We start from the raw sequence: 17,198 nt of genomic DNA on the forward strand, positions 1-17,198 counted from the left end.
TTTTTTCTATCAAAACGCGAGTTTATCATTTGGAAACGTCACTCCCCATTCCCGTCTCAGTTCATCCATTATACGCATGATGCGTAAGGTTTCACGATGGGGCATATAGGGTGACTCCAATAATCCCTGCTTCATGGCTTCGAAGCAGGCAATAACCTGATACTCGTAGCCTGTAATTTGAGGAGGTGCGGGGTATTCGGCAGTCAGGCGGTAATCCAGATCATAAACACGCGCCACTTCCGGATTGTTGATATTTTCTACGATGATATACCCTTTATCGCCTGAAATTATGCCCTTACGGTCACTTCGCGGATACATGGAACTGTTGAGCACTGCCATTCTCCGGTTACTAAAGAACTGCGTGATACTTTCTTGGTCATCCATTCCCGTATCGGTTTTGGTGCAGGCGGATACAATGCGTTCTATCTCGTCTCCATAAATCATGGCAGCAAAGTTCAGCGCATATACGCCGAGATCAAGCAAAGTACCTCCTGCCAATTCGGGACGCTGCATTCGTTCCTTTTCCGAAACTGGGTAACAGAGATTAGCGGTCAGTATATAAGGATGTCCGATAACGCCCTGTCTTACCAACTCGATGATTTTGAGCGATAACGGCATATAACGGGTCCAAATTGCTTCGGTAATGAATACTTTGCGGTTTTCGGCAAGATTCAGTAAAACTTCGGCCTCGTAGGCATTGGCAGTGAATGCTTTTTCACAGAGTATGGGTTTATTGTGCTCAATGCAGAGGCGTGCATGTTCATAGTGTAAAGCATGAGGAGTGGCTATGTACACCAGTTCTACATCATCATCCTTAACCAGTTCTTCGTATGAGCCGTAACTACGGGCAATGCCATGCTTGGTGGCAAAATCATCAGCGTGCGCTTGTGTGCGCGAGGCTATGGCAAGACATTCGTAACCTTTCATTCCAGCCAGGGTGATTGCCATTTTCTCAGCAACCCAACCGGATCCAAGGATACCTATGGTATGATTCTTTACATTCATGTTTATTCTGTCTTTTTACCGGTTTGCTTTCCAATAAATATCTATCATGTCCTGCATATTGAGAGGTTTGAAAGTACCGATGGTGTGTGCGTCGTTGTCACTGCAGATGCGTGCCATTGTTTGGATTTCCTCTTCCGTTGCCAGACGTCCTATCAGCTCGGGAATAGAGGTAGGCATGCCGATCGCATGGTAGAAACGTTCCATGGCTTCGATACCAGCGAGGGCGGTGTGTTCGGGAGAGGTGAAATCATTGGGCACTCCCATTACATTTACGGCAAAACGGGCGAAGCGGGTGGGGCGTAGCAGATAGACCGTACGTGCCCAGCTCCCCCAAATGGAGGCTAATCCGGCTCCATGCGCTACGTCGAACATACCGCTGAGCTCATGTTCCAGACAATGAGTAGACCAGTCTCCTACGGTGCCACATCCAGTCAGATCGTTGTGCGCCAGGCTACCTGCCCACATGATTTGTGCACGACTGACGTAATCGTCCGGTGTATGCAGTACCTTGAAAACTGTTTCTTTCACTGTGCAGAGGATACTTTCCGCCACACTGTCCGTTATTTCCATATCATCTTCGTGTGAGAAGTAACGTTCCATAGTGTGCATCATGATATCCGTCACGCCGCAGGCTGTTTGATAAGCAGGCAAAGTGAAAGTACGTTCAGGATTCATTACGGCGAATTTGCAGCGGAATATGTCGGTGCAGTAGTCTTTCTTCAATTTACCTTCGTCGTTGGTGATGACACTGCCATTACTCATTTCGCTGCCAGCAGCCGGAATGGTAAGTACTGTGGCTACGGGCAGGCAGGTTTCAGCTACGGCTTTACGGAGATAAAAGTCCCATACGTCACCTTCATAAGGTACTCCGATAGAGATGGCTTTAGCAGAATCGATGACACTGCCGCCACCCACAGCAAGGATAAAATCCACACCTTCTTTCCGGCAGAGTTCCACGCCTTCGCGTACTTTCGCTACACGCGGATTGGGCACCACGCCACCCAGTGTGACATAGGCAATGCCTGCTTCTTGAAGCGAACGGCAGACCGCATCAAGTAATCCGGAACGTTTCGCACTCTGTCCGCCATAGTGCACCAAAACTTTTGTACCTTGATATTTATGGACAAGCTGTCCTGTTCGGGCTTCTGCTTCACGCCCGAATACGACTTCGGTAGGGGCGTAATAGTTGAAATCTTTCATGTTGCTTTAGAACGGTTATAAATATTAATATGTGTTTGCGTTTATCTTACTTACTAAATCGAGAATACGAAAATATGTATTTCCTGTGGATTATTCAAATGCATCATCGTTTTTTTAGGCTTTACACGAATTTTCTGTATTTATCTTTAGATTATCCGCATGATGTCCGTCTATAAGTTTTCGACCAAAGTCGATGTTATAATTGATAGCAGTGAGCGTCGGTCTATCAAAAAGTTTTCATTGAGATAGCCTCTGTTGAACTTATAGCAGACCTCATTGTCTGATGGCTATTATCCAACGCAATTTGTATCTAAACCGTTCAACCTATAAGGTTCTACAGATTTTAAATATCTCATTAACGGATAAAACGCCTTTACCAGAGTTGTTCAATAAGACTAATTTCAATGATTTCAAAGAGCAATTTAGTACCCTTTTCATGGGGTTGTTTGATTAATATTTAATTCGTTCCGATTTTAACGGAACATTAATGATAGAAAGTTTTTAATTATTTGTGACTAATATCTAAAAGTATAAGTATTATATTTAAAAATATAACATGAAAATTAAAATATTGTAGTTCTTTGCAACAAAAATATATTTTTATTAATTATCAAATTTGTTAAACCGTAAAAAAAATGCCTATGGAAAAATATTAAACACACACAAAAACATACTAAGATTTACGTACTATAATCTATTTAGACATAGATTGTTTGACGATACTATTGAAAACACATTTTTTATTAAAATTATCAACTTTATACTTATGAAAAACAAAGTTTTACTATTTTTTGCATTGGTGGTACTGTGCTGCTCTTCAGCATGGGCTCAGATTCAAATTAAAGGGACTGTCGTCTCGGAAAACGATTCCGAGCCGATGATTGGAGTTGCGATTCTAGAGGTAGGAACTTCGAACGGAGTCATTACAGATTTGGATGGGAATTTCAATATTCAGGTAAAGAACGAAAACAGCCAACTGGAAGTGTCGTTTGTGGGATATAAAAAGCAGATAATCAAACTGCAGGGGCGCACTAACCTAAATGTGCGACTGGTTGAAGACACGAAAGTGTTGGATGAAGTGGTCGTTGTGGGTTATGGTGTGCAACGCAAGAGTGACCTTACCGGTTCGGTAGCTTCTGTAAAGGCTGATGAACTGAAAGGTTTGTCAACTACCGATGCTGCTGCTGCTTTGCAAGGTAAGGCAGCAGGTGTACAGATTTTGAATGGTTCTGGTAAACCAGGTCAAGGCGCATCAATCCGCGTTCGTGGTTATTCCTCAAACTCCAACAACATCGGTCCTTTGCTGATTGTTGATGGTTTGCAAGTTAGCTCTATCCAATACCTCGACCCTTCTATGATTGAATCAATGGAAGTATTGAAGGATGCTGCTTCGGCTGCCATCTATGGTGCTGAAGCAGGTAATGGTGTTGTTCTTATCACTACTAAATCAGGTGCGAAAGGACGAGGATCTATCACTTATAGTGGTAAGTGGACTAAACAATCACTCGGAAGCGTGCCCAATTTGCTTAACGCTACTCAATTCAAGGACTGGATGACTATGCAGCTTGGTGCTGAATCTGTGAATGCTACTTTGGCTGATGCTCAGACTCAATACGGATGGGATCCTAATACCGATACAGACTGGTTAGATGCTTATTTCGAAGATACTTGGGCTCAACAGCACACCCTTACTTTCCAAGGTGGTAACGACCGCGGCTCATACTTCCTGAGTGTGAACCATGTGAACCAAGACGGTATCGTTAAGGGTAGCAAAGATAAGTACGAACGTCTTACCGCTCAACTGAATGCCGATTATATGATTAAGGATTGGTTGAAAGTAGGTACCAACACCTCCATTGAAAAATGGAGTTCTCGTGGCATATCTGAACAAGGTTATGGTTCTTCATTCGAAATGCTTCTTTTGATTGACCCGTTAACTCCGCTCTATTGGACAAAACGAGAACAGATGTTGGGTGAATATCGTAACTACTACGACCAAATTCAAGCAGGTAACTCTAACTACACTCTCTTTGGTGATGAAAATGGCTACTATGCCACTTCCTACTTCAATCAACGTCTTGCTGGTGGTAACCCCTTCTCACAACGCGACCGTTCTGAATCGCGCAACAGTGGTGTAAACGTTAATGGTACTGCTTACATGAACGTTACTCCTATCAAGCAAGTGACTTTCACTTCCCGTTTGGGTTATCGTATCTCCTTCAACAACGAATCTGACTGGCAATACCCCTACTACCTCAATGGTCAAACCAAAGGTGATAACTACACTATCTCAGGCGCCAGTAGAAACTCTACTTGGTATCAATGGGAAAACTTCGTCAACTATAACGATATCTTCGCCGGCAAACACGCTGTAGGTGCCATGGCCGGTATGTCATATCGCCAAAGCGATTCAAATTATGTCAGCGCCAATGCTTCGGGTCCGGATATCCTTAAAGCTTATTCTCCCAACTTCATCTACCTCGATTGCGTAAATGCTAATGATAAAACAGTAAAGAACATCGGCGGCATACCGGGTACTTCTCGCGCACTCTCTTACTTCGGTCGTGTAACTTATAGCTATGACAACCGCTATAGCGTTCAGGCTAACTTCCGTGCCGATGCCTTCGACTCTTCCAAACTTTCGAAAGACAACCGTTGGGGTAAGTTCTTCTCCGCATCTGCAGGCTGGACATTCTCAAACGAAAGCTTCTTCAAAGATAGAGTTAATCCAAGCATCATGTCATATGGTAAGATACGTGCATCTTGGGGACAGAATGGTAACGTGAACGTATTGAAGAACTATGCATATATAGCTGGTATTAATACAAATGGACAATTCTATAACTATGGTTCAACAAGTGCCGTTACTTTAGGTTCAATGCCTAACGGTATTGCCAACCCTAACTTGACTTGGGAAACTTCAGAACAAATCGACTTGGGTGCTGACTTCCGTTTCTTAAACAACAGATTGACCGTTGGTTTCGATTGGTACAAGAAAATTACTAAGGACTTGCTTGTAGATGCTCCCACTATGCCTGAATCAGGTGTTTCTACTATGACTGTAAACGCTGGTGAAGTTGAAAACAGCGGTTTCGAAGTAGAACTTAGTTGGAAAGACCATATCGGTGACTTCAAATATGGAATATCTGCTAACATGGCAACACTTCACAACGAAGTGACTTACCTCGATCCATCTATCGAACGTATCGCTGGCGCAACTGTTGAAGGTGCATCTCCTGAAGCTGTTCGTTGTTACTTCGAAGAAGGCGAACCCGTATGGTACATGCGCGGTTATAAGTATGCAGGCGTTGCTGCTGACGGTACTGCACAATACTACACCAAAGATGGTCAATTGACCAACGACCCACAAACTGAGGACATGACTAACATAGGTTCTGGTCTTCCTACTTTGACTTACGGTATTACCTTGAATGCTGAATACAAGGGATTCGACTTCACTTTGTTCGGTACTGGTGCTGCCGGTAACGATATTTACTACGGTCTCTATCATACAGGCTACAACAACATAGCAGAAGATGTTTATAAAGACTTCAAGTCTGGCAAACTTCCTAATGCCTCTTCCGTAGCAGGTAGTGGTACATTCTGGCGTTCATCTGCCATGGTTTACAATGGCTCGTTCTTCAAGATCAAGCAAATTCAACTTGGTTACACATTGCCTAAGAGAATCACTAATAAAGCATTCATCGAAAACGCACGTGTTTACGTATCATTGGACGACTTCTTCACATTCACCAAGTATCCGGGTCTCGATCCTGAAACTTGTACAAATGAATACAACTGTCCGGGTTTGGACAAGGGTGCATATCCTAACATGCGCAAGATGGTATTTGGCGTAAGTGTTACATTTTAATTTTAATTAATCGAAAGAGATATGAAAAAAATATTTTTATCAATCGCTTTGCTTTCAAGTATGATGTTCACCGCGTGTGAAGACATGCTTGATGTGGAACAGAAAGCAACCAGCAATACAGCTAACTTCTACAAGACTGATGCGGATGCCGAATCCGCGCTGACAGCCATGTACGCTACTTATATCAATGAAATCGGTGGTACTGAAGGTATTTGGAATGCCTATATCATGGGGCTTAACTACTCTGCCGACGATGTGTTTGCAGCCGGTGGTGACATTAACGACCACGCAGATTTCCGTATCCTTAATGAGTTCCGTTATGATGCCAGCTCTCTCCCTATCGGTAATCTTTATAATCACATTTATAAGGCAATCTATTCTGCCAACTTGATAATTCACTATTTTGGTGAAACAGCAGATACTCCTATTAAGAAACGAGCTGTTGCCGAAGCTAAGGTTATGCGTGCATGGGCACACATGTTGGCTGCACAGGTGTATTATCAACCTCCTTTGATTGACCACCTCATCACCGATGAAAAACCGGTTAATGCTGAGTCACAAAAGGCTATCTTTGACTGGTGCGTGAAAGAATGTGAAGACGCTCTTTTTGACTTGCCCGATCGTAATGGTAAGAATGATAAAGAAGGTGCTTGGGTTGTAACTAAAGGTTTCGCTCAATTCGTAGCCGGTAAGTCTGCTCTTTTTGCAGGTGACAATGCTAAGGTGATTAGCGTAATGAAGCCCCTTGTAGAGTCTGAAAACTACGACCTCGTTCCGGGTGAACGTTTCCGCGACTTGTTCCACGTAGAAGGTGATGGTTGTGAAGAAAAGATTTTCGAATTCAACTATATTACTAATACAGCGGCTGCAGGTGGTGCAGATGCTTGGAGAGTCGGTAATAATCGTGGCCGTTGGATGGTAGCTAACGTACTTAACTGGCGTGGTGATGATATTCAAGGTGGTGGTAAGAGTCCGCTTATTTGTTCAACCGGTGGTTGGGGTGGTGGCTCTATCAATCATGAGTTTGCTCACAAAATGCTGGCAAACGATGGTGACAGCTATCGTCGTAAAGCTACTTTCTTGACTTCCGATGAATTCTTTTACGATGAAGAACTTTGCGGTTGGAAAAGCGATGCTACTTGCACTACTCGCGCACAAAAAGAAAAAGACCCGGAACGTGGTATTACCAATACTTATGGCTCATTCTCTCGTAGTGACGTGATGGAAGTGAAGATGATGATGCATCCTAACGATGCTGACTTATCTGTAGGTGACAACTGTAACAATACGAACCTCTGTATTGCTCGTTTGGGTGAAGCTTATCTGATTTATGCAGAAGCTTGTATCGCATCAAATCAACTTGGTGAAGCTAAGAAATATATCAACAAGATTCAAAATCGTGCAGGTTCAAAGACTGTATCTGAAACTGTTGACCTCAAAGTGCTTCAAGACGAAAAGCAATATGAACTTTGGTTCGAAGGCTGCCGTTGGTTCGATATCGTTCGTTGGGGTATTGCTAAGGAATGCTACGACAAGGTGCTTGATAACATCCCTTATCAAACTGACGAATATTGGACTTCCCCTGCAAATGCCAGAAAGCCTCACAAACTTGTGTATGACGTACGTCACCCATTTGCCGAGGCTGGTATTACACTTAAATTTGTTGAGGGTAAGCACGAATACTGGCCACTCCCACAAAATATAATCGAAATCAACGACCAAATACATCAAGTACGCGGTTGGGCAAAATAATATTCATAATTTAATCAGAACGCTGAAGGGGCTGTGTCAAAATTGCACTGCCCCCCCCCAAAAAAAAAGTTAGACGTTAAAAAAATAACGTTATAAATTCTCTAAATAATGAGCTCGGTATTTTACCGGGCTCATTCCCTTAAGCCTCTAATTCTATCATTATTATACCAATCAATATATGCCTCTAGTTCCTTCTTGAACTCTTTCATGGATTTAAATTCTTTGTTGTATAATAGTTCTGACTTCATAAGCCCAAAGAAGTTTTCCATAACAGAGTTATCCCGGCAATTTCCCTTTCGTGACACGCTTTGTACTATACCATGTTCGTTCGAGGCTTCTTGATAATTTTTATGTTGATATTGTCATCCTTGATCAGAATGCAATATGATTTGATTCTCTTTTGCTAATTTGTCGGTAATGGCAAACAGATCATTCAACATTTTGTTTATTTGCTCCAAATCCGCTCTGTCGGCTATATTATAATTTAGTATTTCTCCGTTAAATATATCTATTACAGGTGATAAGAAACTTTTCTGCTGACCGATTGAGATTTGCGACACATCTGTGGCAAGCTTAAGATAAGGGCAATCTTACCGACAGTTCCTTTATATGACCGATAACATGAAAATGAGTTATCAACTCAACCACGCTAACTCCGGCTTCATGAAGTCGGAGAATCTCTTGCTTTTCTTCTAATGTGTGATGCATTGACATAAATAAACCCCAAAAGTTTTTTGTCTAACTTTTGGGGTTCACTTTATTTTGACGCAACCTCCTCTAGGGCTATTGAAAAACTATTTCGCTACTCCTTGCTTGGTCTGTATTACAGTCTGCATGGTACCGTCTGGATTATACTTTAATTCATCCACACATACGCTGCGTCGTCCTATTGCTCCGGCATGACCATCAAGTGTTAACGTTGCATTGTGGTAGAACAGATACCACTTGCCTTGGAATTCGGCAATTCCCGGATGGATTGTAAAACTGTTTTCTGCCATGCCGGTCAACTCCCCTTGTGGTGTCCATGGACCTTCCATGCCAGGAGCGGTGGCATAAGATATGGTTTCACGCCCTTGTCCGAATGATGCATATGTGAGGTAATACAAATTGCCATGTTTATGTAACCATGGACCTTCTACATAACGGGGCAGGTCTACTACTTGGATATCCCCGTCAATTTCGGTGAGATTGGGCTTTAATTTGGCAAGGAAACAAGTCCCATTTCCCCAACAAAGCCATGCTTGTCCATTGTCATCGATTAAGGCAGTAGGATCTATGTCATTCCACCAGCCACGTGGACCGTTGGAGGTCATATCATCGGTTACAAGAGGCTGGCCGATTGCGTCAGTAAAAGGTCCGGTGGGAGTATCTCCGACGGCTACACCGATTGCTTTGCTATTGTAGGGTTCACCGGCTTGTACAGTAGTATAGTAATAGAATTTGCCATTGTGCTCTATAACTTGTGAGGCCCATGCTTCACCAATCCCCCATTTGAAGTCTGTGGGCTTCAATACAACACCATGATCAGTCCATGTTTGCATGTCCTGTGTAGAGTAACATAACCATTCGGTAATGTTGAATTCTTTGCCGCCATGAGCAGTGTCCTGACCTTCATAGAACTCGTCGTGCCCTACGTAAAGATAGAGAGTTCCGTCGTATACAAGCGGAGCCGGATCTGCTGTAAATTTGTCTTTAACTAAGGGGTTGCCTGTGTTTTGAAAAGTGGGTAATTGTGGGCGTTGTACACATCCTGCCAGCAGGACAATGGCACAAAAAATAAAAAGCAAATTCTTTTTCATACGTAATATGTTATTAGATAGCATTAATTAATCAAGGTTGAGTAAGGCATGAACCTCAATACAAAAATAGGCCTGTAATGCATTTGTAGGCTTGTGCTTTTAGATATTCAGTTTATATTTTTAGATAAAAATAAGTCCTACATACTTTTCCCAAAGTAGTAGGACCCGTTTCTAAGTATGACTAACTTATGTATAACTGATGATTTGTGTCTGTTTAAGTTTGTTATATTCGGTTTTGAAAGAATTATTCAAAGCTGATCCAGTCTACTGCTACCGGGTTTTCTCCGGTCTGAGTTATAATCAGGTCTTGCATGCTTGTAGGTGCATTGGATACATTTGTACTGATTTCGGTCCATTTCCCGGTTGGTTTTATGGGCAATTCGGCAATTGTCATTCCTTTTTCACCGGGAGTCCGCAGGGTTATTGCTCCGCCTTTTTCCGAGCGCACACGTGCTTTGAGCCGCTTTACGGGAGTGGTGCCGAAATCTACTTTATTATATGTCACCCATGTACCAGCTCTGTTGAATAAGGTCTGCCAGCCTTCAAATGTATTGGAAGGCTCCAGATAATCAATAGTCACTCCGTAGGGGCTTATGGTAGAATAGCGGTCAATCTGTATTTTGCTTCGTGCATCGGTTATTCCTACACCGCGCAGTGTCGGTTTGACTTTTTTGATAGTGCCGTCTGTATTGAAGAATAGCGAGTCGATACGCGCCGAACGGTTCTTGTCGAAATTGGGAGAATAGTCATTATGGTGATAGAAGAGATACCACTGCCCATTGTACTCTGTAATGGAGTGGTGGTTTGTCCAGCAGCCGGAAGGTGATTCATCCATAATTATTCCCGTAAAGGTGAACGGACCCATTGGGCTGTCTGCCATGGCATACGCCAGAGTTTCAGTCTTGTCTTGCACCCAGGGGAAAGTGAGGTAATATTTATTATTGTGCTTGAAGGCATACGGCCCTTCCTTAAATCCGTCAGGCAATCCTTGAATCTGCATGGGTTCTGAAGCGAGTTCTTTCATGTTCGGTTTCAATTTGGCAACTGAAATTCCGCGTCCGGACCAGTAAATATATGCTTCTCCATCTGTATCGATGAGGACGCAGGGGTCAATGCCGCCTACTCCTTTTATAGGTTCGGCTTCCGGAGTGAAAGGTCCTTCCGGACTGTCAGCGATGGCTACACCGATGCTGAATCCGCGTCTGCCTTCACCTTGGGGAGTACTGGGAAAATAGAAATAATATTTTCCGTCTTTGTACACACAGTCGGGCGCCCACATGGAGTAGGAGTCGGGCTGTACCCAGGGTACTTTGTTCTGAGTAAGGATTACACCATGGTCTGTCCAGTCGGTCAGGTTGGTCGAGGAAAATACATGGTAGTCTGCCATGCAGAACCATTCTTTCAAACGGTCAATAGGACTGGGTATGTCATGCGAAGGGTAAATATATACCTTGCCGTTGAACACTCGCGCCGTAGGGTCGGCGGTAAATTGGTCTCTGATGACCGGGTTCTGCGCCTGAAGGGTACTTGCAATAGTAATTGCCGCAGAGAATAAAAGGAAAAGTTTTCTCATGATATTATAATGTGTTACATGTTATGATGTTACAAATGTAACAAGTTCTTTCCTTTTTTCCTTATACTTTTAAATACACCTCTTGTGTTTTTAAGTAAAAAGTGCCCTATAACATAAAAAGACTTGTAATGAATAGAATACAGGGGTATTTGTGGAAATTATAAATCCCCCTTATCTACTTGATAAGAGGGGAGAAGTCCTGTTTATATACTTTTACCCATTTCGTAGGCCTCTTGCATGGCAGGAGTTCCTTTGATTTCTCCAGTGTGCCATACTCCCAGTCCATACACTATTCCCTTAACCGTAGGATTCTCCAGACAGTCGAGGAATCCTTGGAAAGTATCGATTGTGCGTAACATCTTTTTCCGGTCGTCTTCGGCCGCGGTTACGATAAAGTAAAACTCTTTGTCTGCCATCTTTGTGTATTGGCTGCAACAACGGTCTATTAAGGTTTTCATCTGTGCCGACATGGTGTAGAAGTAAACGGGTGTACTCATGACGATTACATCTGCGGCAAGCATCTTTCCGATTACTTCGGTTGCATCGTCTTTTTGAGGACAGGGCTTGCCATACAGACTACACATGCTGCATCCTGTGCAGTAGTGAATGGCTTTATCACGAAGGAAAATTTTTTCTGCATTATTGCCAGCCTTGATCGCTCCGCGCAGGAATTCATCGCAGAGTGTATCGGAGTTACCGCCGCGACGCGGACTTGATGAGAGAATCAGTACTTTTTTCATGTTTGTTTCAATGTTTTTGTTTACTGCAAAAGTAGAAAGATTTTATCAAACGGTTTGTATCTGAATCTTCGGAAGTTGTATCTTTATTACGGTTTTTGCATATGTATGCTTGAAGAAAGTTGACTGTTCAGGATACCTTTCAACTTGTATTTTCCTAAATATCGAATAACTCCTGTCATGCGATGGGAGGAGGAGGAATCAAAGGACGGAGGAAGAATAAGATAAATTAATATCCCCCGTTACCCTACATATAAGATAAATCCCTATCTTTGTGGCGCTTTTTATCTAAACAAAGATTTCAAATTAATTAAGATACAACAAAAAATGGCACAAGAAGACGTTTTTAAGAAACTCGTATCACACTGCAAGGAATACGGATTTGTGTTCCCTTCCAGCGACATCTATGACGGTTTGGGAGCCGTATATGATTATGGTCAGATGGGTGTGGAACTGAAAAATAACATCAAACAGTACTGGTGGCAAAGTATGGTGCTGCTGCACGAGAATATAGTAGGCATTGACTCGGCTATCTTTATGCATCCCACAATCTGGAAGGCAAGCGGACACGTAGATGCGTTCAATGATCCTTTGATTGATAACCGCGATTCCAAGAAACGTTATCGTGCCGATGTGTTGATTGAAGATCAACTCGCCAAATATGACGACAAAATAAACAAAGAAGTTGCCAAAGCTGCCAAACGTTTCGGTGAAGCTTTTGATGAAGCACAGTTTCGCAGTACAAATACCCGCGTGCTGGAGCATCAGGCTAAACGTGACGCTTTGCACGAACGTTTTGCCAAAGCATTGAATGATAATAACCTTGATGAATTGCGCCAGATTATATTGGATGAGGAAATTGTTTGCCCTATCAGCGGTACGAAGAACTGGACGGAAGTTCGCCAGTTCAATCTGATGTTTACCACTGAAATGGGTTCTACTTCTGAAGGTGCAATGAAGATTTACCTTCGTCCGGAAACAGCTCAAGGTATCTTCGTGAACTATCTGAATGTACAGAAGACCGGTCGTATGAAGATTCCTTTCGGTATCGCACAGATCGGTAAGGCTTTCCGTAACGAAATCGTTGCACGCCAGTTCATCTTCCGTATGCGTGAGTTTGAGCAAATGGAGATGCAGTTCTTTGTAAAACCGGGTACTGAACTCGACTGGTTCAAGACTTGGAAAGAAACCCGTTTGAAATGGCATAAGGCATTGGGCTTCGGCGATGATCATTATCGCTATCACGACCATGACAAGTTGGCTCACTATGCCAATGCTGCTACGGATATCGAATTCCTGATGCCTTTCGGCTTCAAGGAAGTGGAAGGTATTCACAGTCGTACGAACTTCGACTTGTCTCAACATGAGAAATTCTCCGGTAAGAACATTAAATACTTTGATCCGGAAACCAACGAAAGTTATACTCCGTATGTTATCGAGACCTCTATTGGCGTAGACCGTATGTTTCTTAGCATTATGTCGGCTTCTTACTGTGAGGAGCAGTTGGAGAATGGCGAGACTCGTGTTGTCCTGAAGTTACCTGCTGCATTGGCTCCGGTGAAACTGGCTGTTATGCCGCTGGTGAAGAAAGACGGCCTTCCTGAGAAAGCTCGTGAGATTATTGATAACTTGAAGTTCCATTTCCATTGCCAGTATGACGAGAAAGACAGCATCGGTAAGCGTTATCGCCGTCAGGATGCCATCGGTACTCCGTACTGTGTAACTGTGGATCACCAGACGCTGGAAGACAATTGCGTAACGTTACGTAATCGCGATACAATGCAACAGGAACGTGTAGCTATCTCTGAACTGAACAATATCATTGCAGATCGCGTAAGCATCACGTCTTTGCTGAAAACGCTGCAATAAGAAAATATTTAGCTGTCCGCCATTCGGGGTGTTACAAAGAACGGCGGATAGTGAATATAAAATAATAGTAATTCTATAATTTTTTAATTAGATGAAGAGACCGTTCTTTTTGTTTTTGCCTTTCTTGCTCTTCGTGGCAGGTGCATTCGTAGCTTGCGAAGAAGTGGAGGAGGCTGGAAAATATGATAACTGGGTGCCACGTAATGAAGCTTTTATTGATTCTATAAAAGCCGAGACCGGTAATAGCATTGTAGCTTCGTTGGAAGATGCAAAGAATATGGAAATTGGAAAGCTGTATGCTATAAAAGTCGAAACTGGGGGTGTCAGTGTTGATGGTAATTCCAAGCCCCAATATGTCTATTGCAAGAAGCTATGGAAAGAAGATGGAGGAGCATACCCGCTATTTACAGACGAGGTAAGCACTTACTATTACGGTACTTTCATCACAGGGGAGGAATTTGACGGTAATTTTGATGGCTTTGGAGCAACAGACAGTAAGCTACCATTGCCTTTGTCGTCGCCCTCGTCCGAGTCATCCGAATTACTTGCCGAATCCAAGTGGCCTACGGATTTTAATTCTCCTTCTGAATTTTTTGTTTCGAAAGTAATTTCCGGATGGACATGGCCTTTGCAGTATATGCAGGTAGGCGAACGTTGGCTACTGTATATCCCTTGGCAAAGCGGATATGGTTCGAGTGGTAATTCATCCATTCCCGGTTATTCATCATTGACATTTGATGTATATTTGAAAGGAATTGTGTAGGAAAAACGAATTGATATGAATGAGAAAGGTGATAAAGAGCAAACTTTATCACCTTTTCTGTTTATAATCAGGGACTTATCAGATGCCTTTTGTTATATCTTCTTCTTAATGGCTTTTACCCAGATTTTATAGCCTTCTTCCTTTAGATGCAGTCCGTCGGTTGTCAGATCTGCTCGTAACACATTGCTTCCTTTTTCTGTGAACAGAGGAAAGAGATTGATGTATGTCAGGCCTTTTTCTTTGGCAAGAGCTTCTAACTGTTTATTGATTTCGGGTATCATACTTGTTTTTCCCGTCAGCCTTTTATAGCGGCCGAAACTCTCGTTGATGGGAAGCAGGCTTTGCAGGTAGAGTCTGGTGTCGGGAGATTCCTTCCGAATGCGTTCTACCGTTGTGCGAATCATGCTGACAATACTGTCACTTGTCAGGCCATGGGAGATGTCGTTCACACCGATAAGGAGGAATAATTTGGCAGGATGTCCCGGCAATATTTGGTGGAGACGGTCGTATACACCCATCACTTCATCGCCGATGATGCCGCGGTTGCGTACATGCTTGTTACCGAGGCGGGCAGCCCAATTACCACCGTTTTCTGTCAGGCTGTTACCTAACATTACGATGTCCTTGTTGCTGATAGGAGCTTCGTCCATGAACTGAATGAACCGTTTGTAGTAATGTTCTGTATATATACGCAGAGTAGGGTGCGCTTGTTCGGGGACTACATGTTGCAATGGTTGCGCAATGGTTATTTGTAGTCCGCAGAAAAGGAAAAGAAAACTTAGATATGTTCTCATAATGGTAGCAGGATTAGAGGTAAAAGATTATAGATCGTCACTCCTTAATTCGATAAGCATCTGCGGCTTTTTTCACAGAGCCATGCATGAGTAAGAGAGCTTTGGCTTTTCCATAATCAAGTCCTAATTCTTCGACCAACATACGTGTTCCGCGATCTACCAGTTTCTTGTTGCTAAGTTGCATGTTTACCATTTTGTTACCTTTTACACGCCCCAATTGTATCATTACGGAAGTGGTAATCATATTGAGAATCATCTTCTGCCCTGTACCCGATTTCATTCGGGAGCTTCCCGTAACATATTCCGGGCCTACAATCATTTCAATGGCTACGTCTGATTCCGCTGCCATTGGAGAGTCGGGGTTACTGGTGATGCAGGCTGTCAGAATCCCATGTTCGCGTGCTTCATGCAGTGCGCCGATTACGTAGGGGGTAGTACCGGATGCAGCTATGCCGATGACCGTATCTTTATCCGTAATATTGCGTTCTACGAGTTCCTCCCAACCACGTTGCATGTCATCTTCCGCATTCTCCACCGGGTTGCGTAGGGCTGTGTCACCACCGGCTATCAGGCCGATAACCAATGTTGGCGGCATGCCGAATGTCGGTGGAATTTCGGAAGCGTCGAGCACGCCAAGGCGTCCGCTTGTACCGGCACCCATGTAGAAAATACGTCCGCCCTGTTTCATGCGGGGAACTATCTGCGTCACTAACTTCTCTATTTGAGGTATTGTTTTTTGTATGGCAAGCGCCACTTTTTGATCTTCTCTGTTGATGTCTACCAGTATTTCATGGACGGACTTTTTTTCCAGGTCGTTGTAGAGCGAGGGTTGCTCTGAAATTTTTATAAACATAGGTCTATTTACTTTATGGGGGTTGTTGTTTACTATTTTATCACCTTATAGGTTACTTTCCGCTATGATATTTAATCAGTCCTTCCATTGGACTCTTAATGATAGTGCCCAACTGGATATTCATTTCCTGTGCAGCTTCTGCTAATATTGTTTTATAATAGAAAGCTACCGAACCGATAAAGTGTACTTTGCTATTACGGAAGTTCTCATATTGCATGACATTGCGTTTGAGGAATGATTTGAAACTTCCCAGTACCAACGCATGTATGCAAGGTTCATCTATGTTCTGTGCGAGGAAAGGCGAAAGGCTCGCAAGAAAACGGTTAGGAAATGGTTTGCGATAAACGCGGTCTATAATGTCGGCAGGTGTCAGGCCGAACTGTTTGAGAAATTTCTCCTTCAATTCGGGAGTCATCTGGTTTTTCAGTATATCACCTACCAATAACTTGCCCAGTACGGCACCGCTGCCTTCGTCTCCAAGTATGAATCCCAACGGGGACACATTGGAAACAATCTGCTTTCCATCATAATAGCAAGAATTGGAGCCTGTACCCATAATACAGGCAATGCCGGCCTCGTGTTGGCAGAGTCCATGAGCAACAGCAAGCATATCTGTATTGACTTCTACCTCTCTCTTTATTTGGAGATGCTTGGTAATGGCGCGGTGGACCATAGCTATTTTATCGGGAAATCCGCATCCTGCACCATAGAAATATACGGCATCCAATGCATTTGTTTTTAACTGAGGCAACAATGATGTTGCGATCTCATTGCTGATTTCCTCTTCCGACTGAAAGAAAGGGTTAATTCCTTTCGTGGATATCTGTTGGATGGGTTGTCCGTTTTCTACAACACACCAATCGGTTTTTGTAGAGCCACTGTCTGCTATTAGAATCATATCTTTATAGTTGTTTGGTTATTAGTGATTGATGATTAATGATGGGTGGTTAGTGGCTGATAGCCAATTGCTGATCACACATCA

12 protein-coding genes and 1 pseudogene are annotated in these 17,198 nt (G+C 43.1%); 4 read left to right on the top strand and 9 right to left on the bottom strand.

What is annotated here, in order from left to right:
- Positions 1-9: 9 nt before the first annotated feature.
- Positions 10-1,005 (bottom strand): Gfo/Idh/MocA family protein, encoded by a 996-nt coding sequence (locus tag NQ546_RS03830; RefSeq protein WP_004292100.1) that lies wholly within the window; start codon positions 1,003-1,005, stop codon positions 10-12.
- 15 nt (positions 1,006-1,020) lie between these two features.
- Positions 1,021-2,205: an iron-containing alcohol dehydrogenase gene (locus NQ546_RS03835; protein ID WP_004292101.1), complete on the bottom strand. Its 1,185-nt coding sequence runs from the start codon at positions 2,203-2,205 to the stop codon at positions 1,021-1,023.
- Positions 2,206-2,971: 766 nt separating this feature from the next.
- Between NQ546_RS03835 and NQ546_RS03845 the strand changes: the two genes are divergently transcribed.
- Together NQ546_RS03845 and NQ546_RS03850 are read left to right on the top strand one after the other, a co-directional pair.
- Positions 2,972-6,076 carry a SusC/RagA family TonB-linked outer membrane protein gene (locus NQ546_RS03845; protein WP_039953553.1) on the top strand — a complete coding sequence of 1,035 codons (3,105 nt, stop codon included), beginning with the start codon at positions 2,972-2,974 and terminating at the stop codon, positions 6,074-6,076.
- A 21-nt stretch (positions 6,077-6,097) separates the two neighbouring features.
- Positions 6,098-7,828 carry a RagB/SusD family nutrient uptake outer membrane protein gene (locus tag NQ546_RS03850; protein WP_004292104.1) on the top strand — a complete coding sequence of 577 codons (1,731 nt, stop codon included), beginning with the start codon at positions 6,098-6,100 and terminating at the stop codon, positions 7,826-7,828.
- 131 nt (positions 7,829-7,959) lie between these two features.
- Here the strand turns inward: NQ546_RS03850 and NQ546_RS17375 are convergent, their stop codons facing one another.
- The 4 genes from NQ546_RS17375 to NQ546_RS03865 all read right to left on the bottom strand — a co-directional run bounded on the left by NQ546_RS17375 (position 7,960) and on the right by NQ546_RS03865 (position 11,940).
- Complete coding sequence (locus tag NQ546_RS17375) at positions 7,960-8,145, bottom strand: IS3 family transposase (protein ID WP_081446776.1); 186 nt, start codon at positions 8,143-8,145, stop codon at positions 7,960-7,962.
- Positions 8,146-8,622: 477 nt separating this feature from the next.
- A complete protein-coding gene (locus tag NQ546_RS03855; RefSeq protein WP_004292107.1) occupies positions 8,623-9,627 on the bottom strand; it encodes a glycoside hydrolase family 43 protein in 1,005 nt (334 codons plus the stop codon).
- A gap of 244 nt (positions 9,628-9,871) precedes the next feature.
- Positions 9,872-11,200, bottom strand: a complete 1,329-nt coding sequence (locus tag NQ546_RS03860; RefSeq protein ID WP_004292109.1) for a family 43 glycosylhydrolase — start codon at positions 11,198-11,200, stop codon at positions 9,872-9,874.
- A gap of 203 nt (positions 11,201-11,403) precedes the next feature.
- Positions 11,404-11,940, bottom strand: a complete 537-nt coding sequence (locus tag NQ546_RS03865) for a flavodoxin family protein (RefSeq protein WP_004292111.1) — start codon at positions 11,938-11,940, stop codon at positions 11,404-11,406.
- Between the two features lie 324 nt (positions 11,941-12,264).
- Here NQ546_RS03865 and NQ546_RS03870 point away from each other — a divergent pair, with 324 nt between their 5' ends.
- The gene (locus NQ546_RS03870; protein ID WP_004292113.1) at positions 12,265-13,806 is read left to right on the top strand and encodes a glycine--tRNA ligase; all 1,542 of its coding nucleotides are present in this window, start codon (positions 12,265-12,267) and stop codon (positions 13,804-13,806) included.
- Positions 13,807-13,897: 91 nt separating this feature from the next.
- A complete protein-coding gene (locus NQ546_RS03875; protein ID WP_004292115.1) occupies positions 13,898-14,569 on the top strand; it encodes an FKBP-type peptidyl-prolyl cis-trans isomerase in 672 nt (223 codons plus the stop codon).
- Positions 14,570-14,661: 92 nt separating this feature from the next.
- Here NQ546_RS03875 and NQ546_RS03880 read toward each other — a convergent pair.
- The 3 genes and pseudogenes from NQ546_RS03880 to NQ546_RS03890 all read right to left on the bottom strand — a co-directional run.
- A pseudogene (locus tag NQ546_RS03880) lies at positions 14,662-15,270 on the bottom strand (GDSL-type esterase/lipase family protein); the annotation flags it as partial.
- A gap of 130 nt (positions 15,271-15,400) precedes the next feature.
- Positions 15,401-16,216, bottom strand: a complete 816-nt coding sequence (gene murQ / locus NQ546_RS03885; RefSeq protein WP_004292117.1) for an N-acetylmuramic acid 6-phosphate etherase — start codon at positions 16,214-16,216, stop codon at positions 15,401-15,403.
- Positions 16,217-16,268: 52 nt separating this feature from the next.
- Positions 16,269-17,114, bottom strand: a complete 846-nt coding sequence (locus NQ546_RS03890; protein WP_004292118.1) for an ATPase — start codon at positions 17,112-17,114, stop codon at positions 16,269-16,271.
- Positions 17,115-17,198: the final 84 nt, after the last annotated feature.

The sequence above is a fragment of the Bacteroides eggerthii genome, from assembly GCF_025146565.1.
Classification (GTDB): Bacteria; Bacteroidota; Bacteroidia; order Bacteroidales; family Bacteroidaceae; genus Bacteroides; species Bacteroides eggerthii.